Source organism: Enterobacteriaceae bacterium Kacie_13 (genome assembly GCA_013457415.1).
Classification (GTDB): Bacteria; Pseudomonadota; Gammaproteobacteria; order Enterobacterales; family Enterobacteriaceae; genus Rahnella.
Genome location: CP045665.1, coordinates 3,383,272 through 3,399,797, shown reverse-complemented (window position 1 = coordinate 3,399,797; position 16,526 = coordinate 3,383,272). Strand labels below are relative to the sequence as shown.

Sequence of the window (16,526 nt, the reverse complement as noted above, 5' to 3'; positions counted from 1 at the left end):
CAAAATTGAGTCATCACCGGGCAGGGGATCACACATGCAAACCACGAAAGTCACTCCCGTTTTAAAGCGGACGTTGGGCAGTTTTAAACTTTGGGGCATCGCCGTCGGGCTGGTCATTTCCGGTGAGTATTTTGGCTGGAGCTATGGCTGGGCGCAGGCTGGCACACTGGGCTTTCTTATCACCGCGCTGGTGATTGCCGCCATGTACTGCGCCTTTATTTTCAGCTTTACCGAACTCACTACGTCAATTCCCCATGCGGGCGGGCCTTTTGCCTACGCCTATCGGGCATTCGGGCCGACAGGAGGATTCGTCGCCGGATTTGCCACGCTGGTGGAGTTTGTTTTTGCACCACCGGCGATTGCGATGGCCATCGGTGCCTATCTCAACGTGCAGTTTCCTTCCATCGAACCGAAATGGGTGGCGGTCGGCGCGTATATTGTTTTCATGGTACTGAACATTCTCGGCGTCAGCATTGCCGCGACGTTTGAACTGCTGGTGACGCTGCTGGCGATTTTTGAACTGCTGGTATTTATGGGGGTGGTCGCGCCTGGCTTCCAGATGTCGAACTTCATGCACGGCGGCTGGGCGGGCAGCGATACCTTCAGCCCGGCGGCGTTTTCCGGCATCTTTGCGGCGATCCCATTCGCCATCTGGTTCTTTCTGGCTATCGAAGGCGCGTCGATGGCCGCTGAGGAAGCCAAAGATCCGCAGCGAACCATCCCGAAAGCCTTTATCGGCGGGATCCTGACACTCACCGTGCTGGCACTCGGCGTGATGCTGTTTGCCGGAGGAGTAGGCGACTGGACCAAATTGTCAAATATCAACGATCCATTACCGCAGGCGATGAAACTCATTGTTGGCAGCAACAGCGGCTGGTTGCATATGCTGGTGTGGCTGGGGCTGTTCGGGCTGATTGCGTCTTTCCACGGCATCATCATGGGCTATTCTCGTCAGATATTTGCGCTGGCGCGTGCAGGGTATCTGCCCAAACGTCTGGCGAAGGTGAATGCACGTTTCCAGACTCCGCATCTGGGCATTATCGCCGGTGGCGTGGTAGGTATTGCGGCGATTTTTTCGGATTCACTGATCGTGATTGGCGGGCAGCCGCTGACCGCCAATATTGTGACCATGTCGGTGTTTGGTGCGATTGTGATGTATATCATTTCGATGGCTGCACTGTTCAAACTGCGCCGCAGCGAGCCAAATCTGATCAGGCCATTCCGTGCGCCGCTCTATCCTTTTGCACCGGCGCTGGCTTTGGTGCTGGCGGTGGTGTGCCTGGGGGCTATGATCTATTACAACACACTGCTGTTTTTGATCTTCGCCGCCATGATGCTACTTGCCTACGCGTGGTTCCTGCTGACACATCAGGCGCGCACCGACGCGGCGGAAGACCCGCAGTTACGTGGACTGCGACCGGCATCGGCCAAAATCGGCAAATAACCCGGTTTGCTAAGGAGCGTTATGTTTCAAACCACATTGAGCCACCGCAGCTACCGGTTTAAGGATTTACGTGAGCTGATGGCAAAAGCATCCCCCGCGCGGTCGGGGGATTATCTTGCTGAAGTGGCGGCGACCAGCGCAGAAGAGCGCATGGCGGCTAAAATGGCGCTGGCAGAGGTTCCGCTGAAAACTTTCCTGCAACAGCTGCTGGTGCCGTATGAGCATGACGAAGTCACGCGGCTGATTGTCGATACCCACGATGTGGCGGCGTTTGCCGCGATTTCACACCTCACTGTGGGGGATTTTCGCGACTGGCTGCTGAGCGAAAAAACGGACAGCGCAGTGCTGGCTGCGGTCGCGTGGGGGATAACACCGGAAATGGCGGCGGCGGTCAGCAAGCTGATGCGCAATCAGGACTTGATTCTGGTTGCCAGGAAATGCCGGGTGATCACTCAATTTCGCAATACTATCGGGTTGCCGGGGCACATGAGCGTGCGTCTGCAACCTAATCATCCGACTGACAATTTGCAGGGTATCGCCGCCAGTATGCTCGATGGCCTGCTCTACGGCTCCGGTGACGCGGTCATCGGCATTAACCCTGCCAGCGACAGTCTGCCGCTGCTGGAGAATCTCAATTACATGCTCGATGACATCATCACACGCTTTGAAATCCCTACGCAGTCCTGCGTACTGACGCACGTCACGAACACCATCAAGCTGGTGGAACGGGGTGCGCCGGTCGATCTGGTGTTTCAGTCGATCGCGGGGACGCAAGCCGCCAACAGCGGTTTCGGCATCAATCTGGCATTGTTGGAAGAGGCACAGCAGGCAGCGCTGAGCCTTAAACGCGGCACGCTCGGCGACAATGTGATGTATTTCGAAACCGGGCAGGGGAGCTGTCTGTCTGCCAATGCGCATTTCGGGGTCGATCAGCAAACCTGCGAAGCACGAGCTTACGCCATTGCCCGACGATTCTCGCCGTTGCTTATCAATACGGTGGTCGGGTTTATCGGGCCTGAATACCTGTATGACGGCAAGCAAATCATCCGCGCCGGGCTGGAGGACCATTTCTGCGGAAAATTACTGGGCGTGCCGCTGGGCTGCGATGTGTGCTACACCAACCACGCCGAAGCCGACCAGGATGATATGGACACGCTGCTGACGTTGCTGGGCACTGCCGGGCTGACGTTCCTGATTGGCGTGCCGGGCGCGGATGACATCATGCTGAACTATCAGAGCACGTCTTTTCACGATGCGCTGTATATCCGTGAATTACTCGGGCTGAAACATGCCCCGGAATTTGCCGTCTGGCTGGAGAAAATGAAAATCATTGATCCGCAGGGTGCACTGCAGGATGCCCGCGCGTCGCATCCGTTACTGCGTCAGTTACCACAATTAAGCTGAGGAAAGCCTGTGACTGATAAAGACAAAGGGTTGTCGCCGCTGGTCCACAACAATCCGTGGGAAACGCTGCGGCAGTTTACCGCAGCGCGCATTGCGCTGGGGCGAACGGGTTCGAGTCTGCCGACGGATGAGCTGCTGCGTTTTGGCTTAGCCCATGCGCAGGCGCGTGACGCCGTGCATCAGCCTTTCGACAGTGACGCGCTGGAAACTGAACTTCATCAGCTTGGGCTGGAAACGCTGACCGTCACCAGCGCTGCGCCCGACAGGACAACTTACCTGTGCCGTCCGGACCTGGGGCGCAAACTTTCCGAAGAAAGCCGTCATTCACTGCAAAGCCTGGCGCTTAAGGCGTCTGATATCGTGCTGGTCGTCGCTGACGGATTATCTTCCAAAGCCGTTCATCGTCAGGCTGTGCCACTGATCAAAGCGCTGCTGCCCTATTTAACGACGCTCGGACTGACATTAGGGCCGGTGGTTCTGGCGCATCAGTCGCGGGTGGCACTGGGGGATGACATTGCGCAGGTGATGAACGCAAAGGCGGTCGCGATTTTGATTGGCGAACGTCCCGGATTGTCGTCACCCGACAGTTTAGGCATTTACATGACATGGGGGCCGCATACCAAAAGGCTGGAGTCGGAGCGTAATTGTATTTCAAACGTACGCCCGGAAGGGCTGGACTACCCGCAAGCTGCATTTAAACTTGCCTGGCTGCTGGAGCAATCTTTCCTGCGGCAGTTGTCAGGTGTGAATTTGAAAGACGAAAGTGATAATCCGGCGTTGCACAATAAAGTGGTGCCGATGTTTGAGCTGGGGTAGAGGAGGGAATATGGTCGAACCAGCGGCTGGTTCGCCTCCATCACGGGGTGACTCCGGATTTCACATACGAGAAAAGCGCCAAAAGGCGCTTTTCTCTCTTCTTTATTAATAAAGAGTGGTGGGCCGTGCTGGATTGATTCGGCCTTCGGCCTCACCCTGCGGGCAACGCTGGCGCGTTGTCGTCTCGCTTCGCTCGGCTCGAACCAGCGGCTGGTTCGCCTCCATCACGGGGTGACTCCGGATTTCACATACGAAAAAAGCGCCAAAAGGCGCTTTTCTCTGAATTGGTGGGCCGTGCTGGATTGATTCGGCCTTCGGCCTCACCCTGTGGGCAACGCTGGCGCGTTGTCGTCTCGCTTCGCTCGGCTCGAACCAGCAGCTGGTTCGCCTCCATCACGGGGTGACTCCGGATTTCACATACGAAAAAAGCGCCAAAAGGCGCTTTTCTCTGAATTGGTGGGCCGTGCTGGATTCGAACCAGCGACCAATTGATTAAAAGTCAACTGCTCTACCAACTGAGCTAACGGCCCGCAGAAGTGGTGGGCGATGACGGGTTCGAACCGCCGACCCCCTCCGTGTAAAGGAGATGCTCTACCAACTGAGCTAATCGCCCACTTCTGGGTACTCCACAACGTAAGTCAGAAACTGCTGAGAAATGGTGGGCGATGACGGGTTCGAACCGCCGACCCCCTCCGTGTAAAGGAGATGCTCTACCAACTGAGCTAATCGCCCATTTCTCATTCCTGCTTACTATCACAACGCGTCCACTCTAAGAGTGGTGGGCGATGACGGGTTCGAACCGCCGACCCCCTCCGTGTAAAGGAGATGCTCTACCAACTGAGCTAATCGCCCCCGTCGTGATGGAGTCGCATTATAGGGATACTTGAAATTACGTCAACGCTTTTTAAAAACAAAAATGATCGTTCGGCTTATTTTTAGACAACATGACGTGTTTCTCGCCCGCGTAGTCGATTCTTTACGCATTCATGGTCTTAAACCGATCGGCTTACCCTGTATCGGCGTTGAGGATTCAGGGCAGAGTGGTAGAATGTCAGCCACTTTTTGTTAATTGATAGCAGCGTTTCGTAGCGTTGCATGATTAAGGTTGCACCCGGATGAAAATCAAAACCCGTTTTGCCCCAAGCCCGACCGGCTACCTGCACGTCGGCGGCGCCCGTACCGCACTCTATTCCTGGCTCTTTGCCCGCAACCTTGGCGGTGAGTTCGTGCTGCGTATCGAAGACACCGATCTCGAGCGTTCCACTCAGGAAGCGATCGACGCGATTATGGATGGCATGAACTGGCTGAATCTGGACTGGGATGAAGGCCCGTATTTCCAGACCAAACGTTTTGACCGCTATAACAGCGTGATCGACGAAATGTTGGAAAACGGTACCGCGTATAAATGTTACTGCTCTAAAGAACGTCTGGAAGAGCTGCGTGAGCACCAGATGGCGAATAATGAGAAACCTCGTTATGACGGTCGCTGCCGCGACAGCCACGAACATCACGCCGCGGATGAGCCGTGCGTAGTGCGTTTCCGTAATCCGCAGGAAGGCTCTGTTATCTTTGATGACCAGATCCGTGGGCCGATTGAATTTAGTAACGACGAGCTGGACGACCTGATCATCCGCCGCACCGACGGTTCTCCTACTTATAACTTCTGCGTCGTGGTCGATGACTGGGATATGGAAATCACCCACGTTATCCGTGGCGAAGACCATATCAACAACACCCCGCGTCAGATCAACATCCTGAAAGCGCTGGGCGCACCGGTACCGGTTTACGCGCACGTTTCCATGATTCTGGGTGATGATGGCAAAAAACTGTCCAAGCGTCATGGTGCGGTCGGCGTGATGCAGTATCGCGATGATGGTTATCTGCCGGAAGCGCTGCTGAACTATCTGGTGCGTCTGGGCTGGTCTCATGGCGATCAGGAAATCTTCAGCCGCGACGAAATGAAAGCACTGTTCTCACTGGAAAACGTCAGCAAGTCAGCTAGTGCGTTTAATACTGAAAAACTGCAATGGCTGAACCATCACTATATTAACTCGATGGATCCGCAATATGTCGCGACGCACCTGCTTTGGCACGTAGAGCAGGCCGGTATCGAAACCCGCAACGGCCCGCAGCTGTTTGAAATCGTTACCCTGCTGGGAGAACGTTGCAAGACGCTGAAAGAAATGGCGGAATCCTGCCGTTACTTCTACGAAGATTTTGCAGAGTTTGATGCCGATGCGGCGAAGAAACACCTGCGTCCGGTTGCCCGTCAGCCGCTGGAAGTGGTTCGCGCTAAACTGGCTGCCATCACTGACTGGACGGCTGAAAACATTCACCACGCTATTCAGGGCACGGCGGATGAGCTGGAAGTGGGGATGGGTAAAGTCGGTATGCCACTGCGCGTAGCCGTGACCGGCGCGGGTCAGTCTCCGGGTGTGGACGTCACCGTTCACGCTATCGGTCAGAGCCGTGTGCTAGCGCGTATCGATATGGCGCTGGCCTTTATTGCTGAGCGTGAAACGCAACAGCAGTAATTCCATCGTTCAGATGTAAAAAAAGCCAGCCGGTTTCCCGCGCTGGCTTTTTTATTACGTCAAAAGTAGGGATTAACGTTGTTCGGTCGCAGGCGCAGCCACAGTAGGGCGGTAGGCCAGGAAGTACATCAGACCAACAAAGCCCGCACCGCCGACGGCGTTGCCGAGAAATACTGCAACGAAATTCGGGAAATACTGCGACCAGCTTAGTGCACCGGCAAAAATGGCGGCAGGAATGATGAACATATTTGCTACCACGTGCTGGAAACCGATCGCTACGAATGCCATCACCGGGAACCACATCCCGATCACTTTGCCGCCCATCTCTTTACTGGCGAAAGCCAGCCAGATCGCCAGACATACAAGCCAGTTACAGCCAATGCCGGAAATAAACGCGTGCATAAAGTCGGCGTTAACTTTGGCGGTCGCAGTGGCGACGGTTTTGCTCAGGAAAGCGCCTTCTGTCAGCCCTAGTACATGGCCAAAGAAATACGCTACGGCCAGGCTGCCCAGCAGGTTAGCCAACGTGACCCAGAACCAGTTACGCAGCACGGCGAAAAGGCTTATCTGACGGGCGAACCAGGCGATAGGTAAGGTCATCATGTTACCGGTCAGCAGTTCTCCCCCTGCTAAGACGGTCAGAATAATGCCCACGGGGAATACGGCTGCCCCCAGCAGGTTACTGAAAGAACCCCAGGATGCAGGTAACGTCCCTATTACGTGCAGATCCAGCAGGAAACCGGTGGCGATGAATGCGCCCGCCAGGAAACCCAAAATTAACAAATTCAACACGGACGAATGGCTTTTATTAACGCCCGCCGTAACAGCGATGGATGCGATTTCTTTAGGTGAATACAAGGACATGAGATTGCTCGAAGTAATGGATTATGATTATTGCGCGAGCAGTCTATTCGCAGATTTCTCTCAAAACAAGGCGATTTTAATAGTCTGCTAACATCTCATTAATCATTAATTCCTGTTTGTTAAGGAAATGTGCAGGCGGATCATAAAGCTAGTCACACTGCGGGCTGGCGGGGTGATCGCAAAACAATGCATCCTGCTGATTATTTGCTTCAGGACAGAGGGACTTTTCCAGCAAAATGGGGTATTTGGCGGCTTTTTCAGCGCTTAGTTGCAGAAACAGATTTAGCCGTTGACAGGGTAGACACGGTTTCATATCATGCGCCCCGTTCACCGGTTTTTACTGGTTTGAATTGGGGGTATAGCTCAGCTGGGAGAGCGCTTGCATGGCATGCAAGAGGTCAGCGGTTCGATCCCGCTTATCTCCACCAACTTCCTTTCCAGAGTAAGTTGGTCGTTTCCTGAAAAATGGAAACGGGGATGTAAAAGTAAAGTGATTAAAGAAGTACCTCGTGTGGGGGTATAGCTCAGCTGGGAGAGCGCTTGCATGGCATGCAAGAGGTCAGCGGTTCGATCCCGCTTATCTCCACCAAATATTAAAGAAACCCGCTTCGGCGGGTTTTTTGCTTTCTTCGGTTACCCCTTTCCCCTTGCTTTTCTCCCGATATTTACCCAATTCCAGGCGTGAAAAAAGGCGCCGAAGCGCCTTTTTTGTCGTTCTGTCGTTCGCTTACTTACGCCAGTACCAGACCCGCGATAGAAGCAGACAACACGCTCACCAGCGTTGAGCCGTACAGCAGTTTCAGACCAAAGCGAGAAACTACGTTGCCCTGATGTTCGTTCAGGCCTTTGATAGCCCCTGCCACGATACCAATCGAGGAGAAGTTAGCGAAGGACACCAGGAATACCGACAAGATACCGACGCTGCGTGGTGACAAATCAGCAGCAACTTTCTGCAGATCCAGCATGGCAACGAACTCATTGGAAACCAGCTTGGTGGCCATCATGCTGCCAACCTGCAAGGCTTCGTGGCTTGGTACGCCCATCATCCATGCAAACGGATAGAAGACATAACCCAGCACGCCCTGGAAGGTGATACCGAATACCACGTCGAACAGCGCATTCAGGCAGGAAATCAGTGCGATGAAACCAATCAACATGGCAGCAACGATGATGGCCACTTTGAAGCCGGCGAGGATATATTCACCCAGCATTTCAAAGAAGCTCTGGCCCTGATGCGTGTTACCGATCTGCAGGTCTTCTTCCGAATCAACTTTATAAGGGTTGATAAGCGACAGTACGATGAAGGTACTGAACATGTTGAGCACCAGCGCAGCCACAACGAAGCGCGGTTCCAGCATGGTCATGTAAGCACCCACGATCGACATAGAAACCGTCGACATCGCCGTAGCGGCCATGGTGTACATACGTTTTTCTGACATTTTGCCCAGAATATCTTTATACGCGATAAAGTTTTCTGACTGACCCAAAATCAGGGAACTGATGGCGTTGAAAGACTCCAGTTTTCCCATGCCATTAATTTTCGACAGTACCGTACCGATGATACGGATGACGAAAGGCAGTACGCGAATGTGTTGTAAAATACCGATCAGTGCAGAAATAAACACGATCGGACACAAGACTTTCAAGAAGAAGAACGCTAATCCCTTATCGCTCATGCCCCCAAATACGAAGCCGGTTCCTTCCGCAGCGAATCCTAATAATTTCTCAAACATATCTGAGAAGCCTTTCACAAAACCTAAACCAATAGATGAGTTCAGGAAGAAGTAGGCTAATAGGACTTCGATCACTAACAGCTGAACGATGAACCGTAAACGAATACTTTTACGGTCACGGCTCACCAGTAAAGCGAGTACTGCGACAACGGCCAACGCTAATACAAAGTGCAAAATGTTAGACATGGGTGCTCCAAATTAGAGGCAGGCTATATTTCGACGGACATTCTATGTAACGCGTACATTTAAAACGTGAAGTCGCTTGCAAATATAGAAATTGCAGACATGAATTGCAACAAATCCCATTCCACCACACAAAAAATCAAGATGTTAAGAAAAATAGGCACAGTTTGCTTTCTTGTGCTAGCTTTATCATGTCCCGTAATGCGTTCTAAATCTGGTCAAACAGCCTCTGTTTTAGGAAAGCGCGCGCGTCCGGATTGAGAAAGCCGGGCGGGCGAATAACCACACAGTTATCACGTCGTCGCTTACTGCCTATCAGAATCATCGCTCAAATTTATCTAAATGCACTTGATAATCATTATCATTTAGACGATATTTGTGTAAGCGTAATAATTGTAGGGGTTAACACATTATGTTGAACAGCCGGACCGAGTCTTCAGGCCGCGCATCCAGAAAGATGAAGCTTTCGCTGATGGGACCGGCCTTTATTGCCGCTATCGGTTACATCGATCCGGGTAACTTTGCGACAAACATCCAGGCCGGTGCCTCTTACGGCTACCAGCTGCTTTGGGTCGTCGTCTGGGCCAACGTCATGGCGATGTTGATCCAGCTTCTTTCAGCCAAGCTCGGCATCGCCACCGGCAAAAACCTGGCTGAACATATTCGTGACCGCTTCCCGCGTCCTGCCGTCTGGGCTTACTGGGTACAGGCAGAAATCATCGCGATGGCCACTGATCTGGCGGAATTTATCGGTGCCGCTATTGGCTTCAAATTACTGCTCGGCGTGTCGCTGTTTCAGGGCGCGGTACTGACCGGTATTGCCACTTTTATTATTCTTGCTCTGCAAAAACGTGGACAAAAACCTCTGGAACTGGTGATCGCCGGACTCCTGCTGTTTGTCGCGGCGGCTTATATTGTCGAACTGTTCTTCTCGCAGCCGAGCATGGTGGCGCTGGGGAAAGGGATGTTAATTCCGGCGCTGCCGACCAGTGATTCCGTGTATCTGGCCGCCGGTGTACTGGGTGCGACAATTATGCCCCACGTCATCTATCTGCACTCTTCGCTGACTCAGCGCGGGGGCAAGGCGTCGAAAGCGCAACGCTATTCTGCCACCAAGCTGGATGTCGGGATCGCCATGACCATCGCCGGTTTCGTGAATCTGGCGATGATGGCGACCGCCGCCGCGGCTTTCCACTTTAGCGGCCACAGCGGTATCAGCGAGCTCGATGAGGCTTATCTGACGCTGCAACCTTTGCTCGGCCACGCCGCCGCCACAACATTTGGCTTGAGTCTGGTCGCCGCCGGATTGTCTTCTACCGTCGTCGGGACATTGGCTGGGCAGGTGGTGATGCAGGGCTTCGTGAAGTTCTACATTCCTATTTGGGTACGTCGCGTCGTCACTATGATGCCATCCTTTATCGTGATCCTGATGGGGCTGGACGCCACACGCATTCTGGTGATGAGCCAGGTGCTGCTGAGTTTCGGGATTGCGCTGGCGCTGTTACCGCTGTTGGCGTTTACCGGCAACCGCAGCCTGATGGGCGAGATGACTAACACCAGAACCGTGCAATGGGCGGGGCGGCTTATCGTGCTGATTGTCGTCAGCCTTAACCTCTATTTGTTGATCGGCATGCTGAAATAACCTCAGTAACGTAGCAATAAAAAAACGGGACAGCGCAAACTGTCCCGTTTTTTTATCTCAAATCTTTGTTGATTAACGGCGGTGATCGCCGTGTCCCCGGTGATCATCATGTCTGTCGTGCCCGCGGTCCGGGCCTCTGCCATGACCCCGGTCCGGCCCGCGACCATGATTATCATAATGCGGACGCCCGTAGTAACGCGGTGGAGGCGGGCGATGATGTGAACGGTTATCCCACCAGCCGCGATCGCGCCAGCGACCGCCATCCCAGTAATAGCCGCGATGGCTGCGTTCGCCGTAGTAACGCCCGCGGTGATTGTTCCACCAGCCGGCATCACGCCAGTCATACCCATCCCAGTAATAACCGCGACGGTCGCGGTCACCGATATTGATTGAAAGACCCGGAGTATTCAGGCTAAAGCTGCTGGCCTGCACAGCGGGAGCTGCGGCGGGAAGCAGTGCAAACAATAATGTACCGAACAGTAAAGGCTTAATCATAATGCCCCCAGATTCCTTATAATTTATGCTGACAGTTATAAGGCGAAGGCATCATCTATTCTATTGGTCGCAATCCTGTTTTGATTGATTTACGCGCCTTAACGAAATCCTTACTGAGTCTCCATAAAAGCGCGTTTTTTACTCATGGGCGTAAGCGTTTACACTAAAATAGCTTCAATCGCCGCCAACTCTTCCTGCGTGAAATGACGGTTAGCGACCATGCCCACGGCGTCATCAATCTGACTGGTTTTACTGGCACCAATCAGCACGGAGGTCACACGGTCGCCACGCAGCACCCACGCCAGCGCCATCTGCGAGAGCTTCTGCCCGCGCGCCTGAGCGATGTCATTCAGCTTGCGGACTTTCGCCAGTTTTTCTTCGGTAAGCTGATCCGTAGTAAGGAATTTACTGCCGCTGGCGGCGCGTGAATCCTCAGGGATACCGGCCAGATAACGGTCGGTGAGCACGCCACCCGCCAGCGGGGAGAAGGCGATTGAACCGACGCCATTGTCAGCCAGCGTCTCCAGCAATTCAGCTTCCACCCAACGCTCGAACATTGAATATTTCGGCTGATGGATCAGGCACGGTGTACCGAGCTGTTTGAGGATTCCAAACGCTTCTTTGGCGCGGTCGGCCGGATAGTTGGAAAGCCCGACGTACAGCGCTTTACCCTGACGGACGATCAAATCCAGCGCGGCCATGGTTTCTTCCAGTGGCGTATCGGGATCCGGGCGGTGATGATAGAAGATATCCACATAGTCCAGACCCATGCGTTTGAGGCTCTGGTTCAGGCTGGCGACCAGATACTTTTTGGAGCCCCAGTCACCGTAAGGGCCATCCCACATGGTGTAACCGGCTTTAGAGGAGATGATCAGCTCGTCGCGATACGGCAGCAAATCTTCCTGCAAAATACGGCCAAAATGTTGTTCTGCTGAACCCGGCGGTGGCCCGTAGTTGTTGGCGAGGTCGAAGTGGGTGATCCCGTGGTCAAAAGCATGGCGGATAAGCTTGCGGCCATTCTCGAAATGCGCGTTATCGCCGAAGTTGTGCCACAGGCCAAGGGATACGGCGGGCAGCTTCAGCCCGCTATGGCCGCAGCGACGATATTCCATCTTTTCGTAACGATTTTGACTGGCAAGATACGGCATAAGAACCTTTCTGATTGAGGTAGAAATAAGGTAAGGATGAGGTAAATGCCGTTTTAGTGTATGCGTTTTCACTGGCAATTCCAGCTACTCCGATCACAACCAGAACAATCCTTACTTTCAGTGACCGTTGAAAAGTAGGGTTATTCTGCCCGTCTATTACTTTTACTGCTGAACCTGCTTCCCTGCCAGATCTCAGTGCAATGCTGTAACTCTGCGTTGCCACGATTTATTTCGGATAATAAATATCCTATTCACTGTTTTAGCGTAATACTTAAACTAGTGGGATTAACTGTTTGTATTCTATTTAACAGAGGATCGTCATGGATAATTTATACACCGTAGGTGACTATCTCTTAGACCGTTTATCGTTCAGCGGTATCTCCGAACTGTTTGGCGTGCCGGGCGATTACAATCTGCAATTCCTCGACAGCGTGATCAGCCATCAACAAATTACCTGGGTCGGCTGCACCAACGAGCTCAATGCGGCCTATGGCGCTGACGGCTACGCGCGCACCAGGGGCATCGCCGCGCTGCTGACCACCTTTGGCGTCGGCGAACTCAGCGCGCTAAACGGCATTGCGGGCAGTTATGCCGAATATGTCCCGGTGATCCACATTGTGGGCGCGCCGCCACTCTCTGCACAGCGCAAAGGCGAATTACTGCATCACACGCTCGGCGACGGTGATTTCAGCCATTTCATGCGCATGTCGCAACCCGTGAGCGTAGCAATGGGCGCGCTGACGCCGGAAAATGCGCTGGCTGAAATCGACCGCGTCATTGAAGAGGTCATTTATACTTCTCGCCCCGGCTATCTGCTGTTGCCGAGCGACGTCGCCGCCATGCCGGTTGCCACGCGGGCGCATGCCGCCCCTGCACGGCAACCGGCGTTCTCGGCATCGTCGCTGGAAGCATTCGTGGCCGCCGCCGATGCCCAACTTCGCCGCGCCGGACGCGTTGCCCTGCTGGCGGATTTTCTGGCCGACCGCTTTGATGTAAAAGCCGCGCTGGAGCAATGGATGGAAGAAGTGCCGCTGGCGCATTCAACGCTGCTGATGGGCAAGGGATTGTTCAACGAACAGCAGCCAAATTTCGCCGGTACCTATTCAGGCGCGGCCAGCGCCACTTCCACCAAAGAGGCGATTGAAGGCGCTGACGTGGTGATTACCGTTGGCGTAAAATTCACTGACACCATCACCGCCGGTTTTACCCAGCAGCTTCCCGCCGAAAAATGTATCGATCTTCAGCCGTTTTCCGCCCGCGTCGGTAATCAGATTTTCCACCAGTTGCCGATCTCCAAAACCGTCAGCGTACTGCACCGGCTGACGGCTGAACTCGCTTCACTGTGGCTACCGTATGCCGTGAAACGCACCACGCTTCCTCAACCACCAGATGACAGTCTTGATCAGTACGCCTTCTGGCAGCAGATTCAGGCGTTCCTCCAGCCGGGCGATGTGCTGGTCGCCGAGCAAGGGACATCCTGTTTCGGCGCGGCGGCGCTGACGTTGCCCCACGACTGCCAGTTTGTCGTGCAGCCGTTGTGGGGGTCGATCGGTTTTACGCTGCCCGCCGCGTTTGGCGTGCAGATCGCGGTACCGGATCGCCGCGTGGTGCTTCTGATCGGCGACGGCTCGGCACAGCTGACGCTTCAGGGCCTGGGTGCGGCGATCCGTTACGGACTGCCGCCGGTGATTTTCGTCATCAATAATGAAGGCTACACGGTGGAAAGGGCGATCCACGGTGAAACGCAGCGTTATAACGATATCGCGCAGTGGAACTGGACGCAGTTCCCGGCGGCGTTTGGCGGTAAAGAGGTGTTCAGCGCACGGGCAGATTCCCCGCAGGCGCTGAAAGCGGCGATTGAACAGGCCAGCGCCAAAAGACGGATGGCGTGGATTGAGGTGATTTTGCCGAAAATGGACATCCCCGAACTGCTCGACTCCGTCACCAAATCGCTGGCGAAGCGTAACTCAGGGCAGTAATTCCGCGTCCGGCGGCGGCGGGTCAATCAGCTGGTCGATGAACCAGCTTCCCGCCGGGCCGGGCTGATTATTCTTGCTCCACACCGCATCCACCGAAATCTTCTTCGGCCAGCCGCGCAGGGGAAGCGCGACCAGCTTGTCATGCCCGAACTGCTGCACCAGCCAGTGCGGCAGCGTCGCCCAGCCAAATCCTTGTTCCGCCATTTCCAGCAACATCAGATAACTTGGCGCAGACCAGATCTGTCCCTGTGCGCGCGGCATTTCCCGGCGGCTGTAGGGTTGCAGACACAGCTCGCGAAAGGTGTGTAACTGCTCGGGTTGCAACTGTGGGATCTTCGCCAGCGGGTGCACTTTGCTGCAAAAAATCGACATGTCCGTCTGTTCCGGCAGGCGCGCCACGCCGATATCCGGCGGATAACTCGCCTGAACTTCAACCATGCCAATATGAGCACGGCCCGACTGCAACAGGTCAATGACGTCCTGGTCTTCCGCTATCTGGCATTCGAATTCGATATCCGGGTAACGCCGTTCAAACCGACGGAGCAGCGCTTCATGATGGGTAGGCTGATACGTATCTGAAAGTACAAACGTCAGCCGCGTTTCCACCTGCGTGGATAACCGCACCGCCAGTTCGTCGAGGCGTTCACTGGCGGCAAGAATCGCCTGAACATGGCTCAGTACGCGCTGCCCGGCGGGTGTCAGCACCGGATGGCGGCTTTGGCGGTCAAACAGTGTCACCCCTAAGTCCACTTCCAGATTAGCAATGGCGGTGCTGACGGTGGACTGGCTTTTGCGCAGCTTTCTGGCGGCGGCGGAAAAAGATCCGGTGTCGGCGGCTTCTACAAAGGCCATCAGGGCTTCCGGCGAATAGCGCATAGTAGTCTCCTTAATATTGATCTATCTAGTTTATCGATACTTTCTATCTTTTACCTATCTCATTTTTTGATGATAATGCCCCCCTGTGACAACCGTCACTCATCAACATTCAGGAATCAGGCAGGTTTTTATGTCTAAGCAAACACGGAATATCTCTCAGAAAACCTTCGGCGAGCGCATTTTTCATGCGGTGGGCTTCGAAACGCTGGCTGTGCTGATCTCAGCCCCGGCGGCGGCATGGTTGTTAAATAAACCGGTCTGGGAAATGGGCGCACTGGCAATCATGTTGTCGACAACGGCGATGGTGTGGAATATTGTCTACAACAGCATTTTTGACCGGTTCTGGCCCGTATCCCGCGTGGTGCGGACATTTAAAATCCGCGTGGCTCACGCGTTGGGCTTTGAAGGCGGCTTTATCCTTATTGGCCTGCCAATTGCCGCGTTGTGGCTGGGCATCAGCCTGCTGGACGCCTTCATGCTGGAAATCGGGTTCTTCCTGTTCTTCCTGCCGTACACCGTGGCGTACAACTGGCTCTATGACACGCTGCGTCATCGCTGGATTAGCCGTCGTCAGACAATACAGGATTGCCCCGCGAAGCACTGATCACCGCATTGACGCGACACCGCAAGGCCCGCAGACATTTCCTTTGTTTGCGGGCTTTTTGTCGGTTATGGTTTTGCACTTCACACAAATTCTGGGGCGAATATGAAAACGTTAGGGCTGATTGGCGGCATGAGCTGGGAATCTACCGTGCCGTATTACCGAATGATCAATGAACACGTAAAGCAGCAGCTCGGCGGTTTACACTCGGCCAAATTGTTTCTCTACAGCGTCGATTTCTATGAAATTGAAAAACTGCAAATGGCCGGAAACTGGCAGCAGGCGGGCGAAATCCTCGGCAATGCGGCGAATGCGCTGGCGCGCGCCGGGGCAGAGGTCATTGTGGTGTGTACCAATACCATGCACAAAGTGGCGGACGATATTGAACGCATCGGCGGCCTGCCATTACTGCATATCGCTGATGCGACGGCAGAAAAAATTAAGGGGCAGGGACTGCGAAAAATCGGCCTGCTTGGTACCCGCTTCACCATGGAACAGGATTTCTATCGCGGGCGTTTGCAGGATATTCATCAGATTGAGGTTTTGACGCCGGATGAAGCCGACCGCGCAATTGTCCATCGGATCATCTACGAAGAACTGTGTCTGGGGATCATTAATGATGCGTCACGGGAAGAATACCGGCGGATAATTAACAAACTGGAACAGCAGGGCATCGAAGGCATTATTCTCGGCTGTACTGAAATCACCCTGCTGGTCGGTGCCCCAGACGCCAGTGTGCCGGTCTTTGACACCACCGCCATCCATGCGCTGGCAGCGGCGGAGTTCTCTCTTAAAGACGGTGTTTAA

The 16,526-nt window shown here is 54.1% G+C and carries 13 protein-coding genes, 6 tRNA genes, 2 other RNA genes and 1 pseudogene; 10 read left to right on the top strand and 12 right to left on the bottom strand.

Annotated elements, in window-relative coordinates; translation table 11 throughout:
• Positions 1 to 34 precede the first annotated feature (34 nt).
• The 3 genes from eat to eutC are packed head-to-tail and all read left to right on the top strand — an operon-like array spanning position 35 to position 3,664.
• The gene (gene eat, locus GE278_15490; GenBank protein ID QLK62087.1) at positions 35 to 1,444 is read left to right on the top strand and encodes an ethanolamine permease; all 1,410 of its coding nucleotides are present in this window, start codon (positions 35 to 37) and stop codon (positions 1,442 to 1,444) included.
• A gap of 21 nt (positions 1,445 to 1,465) precedes the next feature.
• A complete protein-coding gene (gene eutB, locus GE278_15485; protein ID QLK62086.1) occupies positions 1,466 to 2,848 on the top strand; it encodes an ethanolamine ammonia-lyase subunit EutB in 1,383 nt (460 codons plus the stop codon).
• Between the two features lie 30 nt (positions 2,849 to 2,878).
• Positions 2,879 to 3,664 (top strand): ethanolamine ammonia-lyase subunit EutC, encoded by a 786-nt coding sequence (gene eutC, locus GE278_15480; GenBank protein ID QLK63313.1) that lies wholly within the window; start codon positions 2,879 to 2,881, stop codon positions 3,662 to 3,664.
• Between the two features lie 116 nt (positions 3,665 to 3,780).
• On the opposite strand, the gene GE278_15475 is transcribed toward eutC, so the two are convergent.
• The 6 genes from GE278_15475 to GE278_15450 form a co-directional block, all read right to left on the bottom strand.
• Positions 3,781 to 3,906: non-coding RNA, RtT sRNA (locus GE278_15475), on the bottom strand.
• A 43-nt stretch (positions 3,907 to 3,949) separates the two neighbouring features.
• Positions 3,950 to 4,075, bottom strand: a non-coding RNA gene (locus tag GE278_15470) — RtT sRNA.
• 43 nt (positions 4,076 to 4,118) lie between these two features.
• Positions 4,119 to 4,194, bottom strand: a tRNA-Lys gene (locus tag GE278_15465).
• Between the two features lie 7 nt (positions 4,195 to 4,201).
• A tRNA-Val gene (locus GE278_15460) sits at positions 4,202 to 4,277 on the bottom strand.
• A 43-nt stretch (positions 4,278 to 4,320) separates the two neighbouring features.
• Positions 4,321 to 4,396 (bottom strand) — tRNA-Val (locus tag GE278_15455).
• Between the two features lie 44 nt (positions 4,397 to 4,440).
• A tRNA-Val gene (locus GE278_15450) sits at positions 4,441 to 4,516 on the bottom strand.
• 263 nt (positions 4,517 to 4,779) lie between these two features.
• Here GE278_15450 and gltX point away from each other — a divergent pair.
• Positions 4,780 to 6,198 (top strand): glutamate--tRNA ligase, encoded by a 1,419-nt coding sequence (gltX, locus tag GE278_15445; GenBank protein ID QLK62085.1) that lies wholly within the window; start codon positions 4,780 to 4,782, stop codon positions 6,196 to 6,198.
• 72 nt (positions 6,199 to 6,270) lie between these two features.
• On the opposite strand, the gene GE278_15440 is transcribed toward gltX, so the two are convergent.
• Together GE278_15440 and GE278_15435 are read right to left on the bottom strand one after the other, a co-directional pair.
• Entirely contained in the window at positions 6,271 to 7,062 is a 792-nt protein-coding gene (locus GE278_15440) for a formate/nitrite transporter (protein ID QLK62084.1), read from the bottom strand.
• Between the two features lie 244 nt (positions 7,063 to 7,306).
• Positions 7,307 to 7,375: pseudogene (locus GE278_15435) on the bottom strand (Fur family transcriptional regulator).
• Positions 7,376 to 7,414: 39 nt separating this feature from the next.
• Between GE278_15435 and GE278_15430 the strand changes: the two are divergent.
• Both GE278_15430 and GE278_15425 read left to right on the top strand, forming a co-directional pair.
• Positions 7,415 to 7,490, top strand: a tRNA-Ala gene (locus tag GE278_15430).
• Between the two features lie 85 nt (positions 7,491 to 7,575).
• A tRNA-Ala gene (locus GE278_15425) sits at positions 7,576 to 7,651 on the top strand.
• A 142-nt stretch (positions 7,652 to 7,793) separates the two neighbouring features.
• Here GE278_15425 and GE278_15420 read toward each other — a convergent pair.
• The gene (locus GE278_15420) at positions 7,794 to 8,981 is read right to left on the bottom strand and encodes a NupC/NupG family nucleoside CNT transporter (protein ID QLK62083.1); all 1,188 of its coding nucleotides are present in this window, start codon (positions 8,979 to 8,981) and stop codon (positions 7,794 to 7,796) included.
• 409 nt (positions 8,982 to 9,390) lie between these two features.
• Between GE278_15420 and mntH the strand changes: the two genes are divergently transcribed.
• A complete protein-coding gene (gene mntH, locus GE278_15415; GenBank protein ID QLK62082.1) occupies positions 9,391 to 10,620 on the top strand; it encodes an Mn(2+) uptake NRAMP transporter MntH in 1,230 nt (409 codons plus the stop codon).
• A 72-nt stretch (positions 10,621 to 10,692) separates the two neighbouring features.
• Here the strand turns inward: mntH and GE278_15410 are convergent, their stop codons facing one another.
• The gene (locus GE278_15410) at positions 10,693 to 11,115 is read right to left on the bottom strand and encodes a DUF2502 domain-containing protein (GenBank protein ID QLK62081.1); all 423 of its coding nucleotides are present in this window, start codon (positions 11,113 to 11,115) and stop codon (positions 10,693 to 10,695) included.
• A 158-nt stretch (positions 11,116 to 11,273) separates the two neighbouring features.
• Positions 11,274 to 12,263 (bottom strand): L-glyceraldehyde 3-phosphate reductase, encoded by a 990-nt coding sequence (gene mgrA, locus GE278_15405; GenBank protein QLK62080.1) that lies wholly within the window; start codon positions 12,261 to 12,263, stop codon positions 11,274 to 11,276.
• Positions 12,264 to 12,583: 320 nt separating this feature from the next.
• Here mgrA and GE278_15400 point away from each other — a divergent pair, with 320 nt between their 5' ends.
• A complete protein-coding gene (locus tag GE278_15400) occupies positions 12,584 to 14,242 on the top strand; it encodes an indolepyruvate decarboxylase (protein ID QLK62079.1) in 1,659 nt (552 codons plus the stop codon).
• Here GE278_15400 and GE278_15395 read toward each other — a convergent pair.
• Entirely contained in the window at positions 14,231 to 15,118 is an 888-nt protein-coding gene (locus GE278_15395) for a LysR family transcriptional regulator (GenBank protein ID QLK62078.1), read from the bottom strand. The genes GE278_15400 and GE278_15395 overlap by 12 nt on opposite strands.
• A 130-nt stretch (positions 15,119 to 15,248) precedes the next feature.
• On the opposite strand from GE278_15395, the gene GE278_15390 reads away from it, so the two are divergent.
• Both GE278_15390 and GE278_15385 read left to right on the top strand, forming a co-directional pair.
• The gene (locus GE278_15390) at positions 15,249 to 15,722 is read left to right on the top strand and encodes a multidrug/biocide efflux PACE transporter (protein ID QLK62077.1); all 474 of its coding nucleotides are present in this window, start codon (positions 15,249 to 15,251) and stop codon (positions 15,720 to 15,722) included.
• A 102-nt stretch (positions 15,723 to 15,824) separates the two neighbouring features.
• Positions 15,825 to 16,526, top strand: coding sequence for an amino acid racemase (locus GE278_15385; protein QLK62076.1), 702 nt, complete (start codon positions 15,825 to 15,827; stop codon positions 16,524 to 16,526).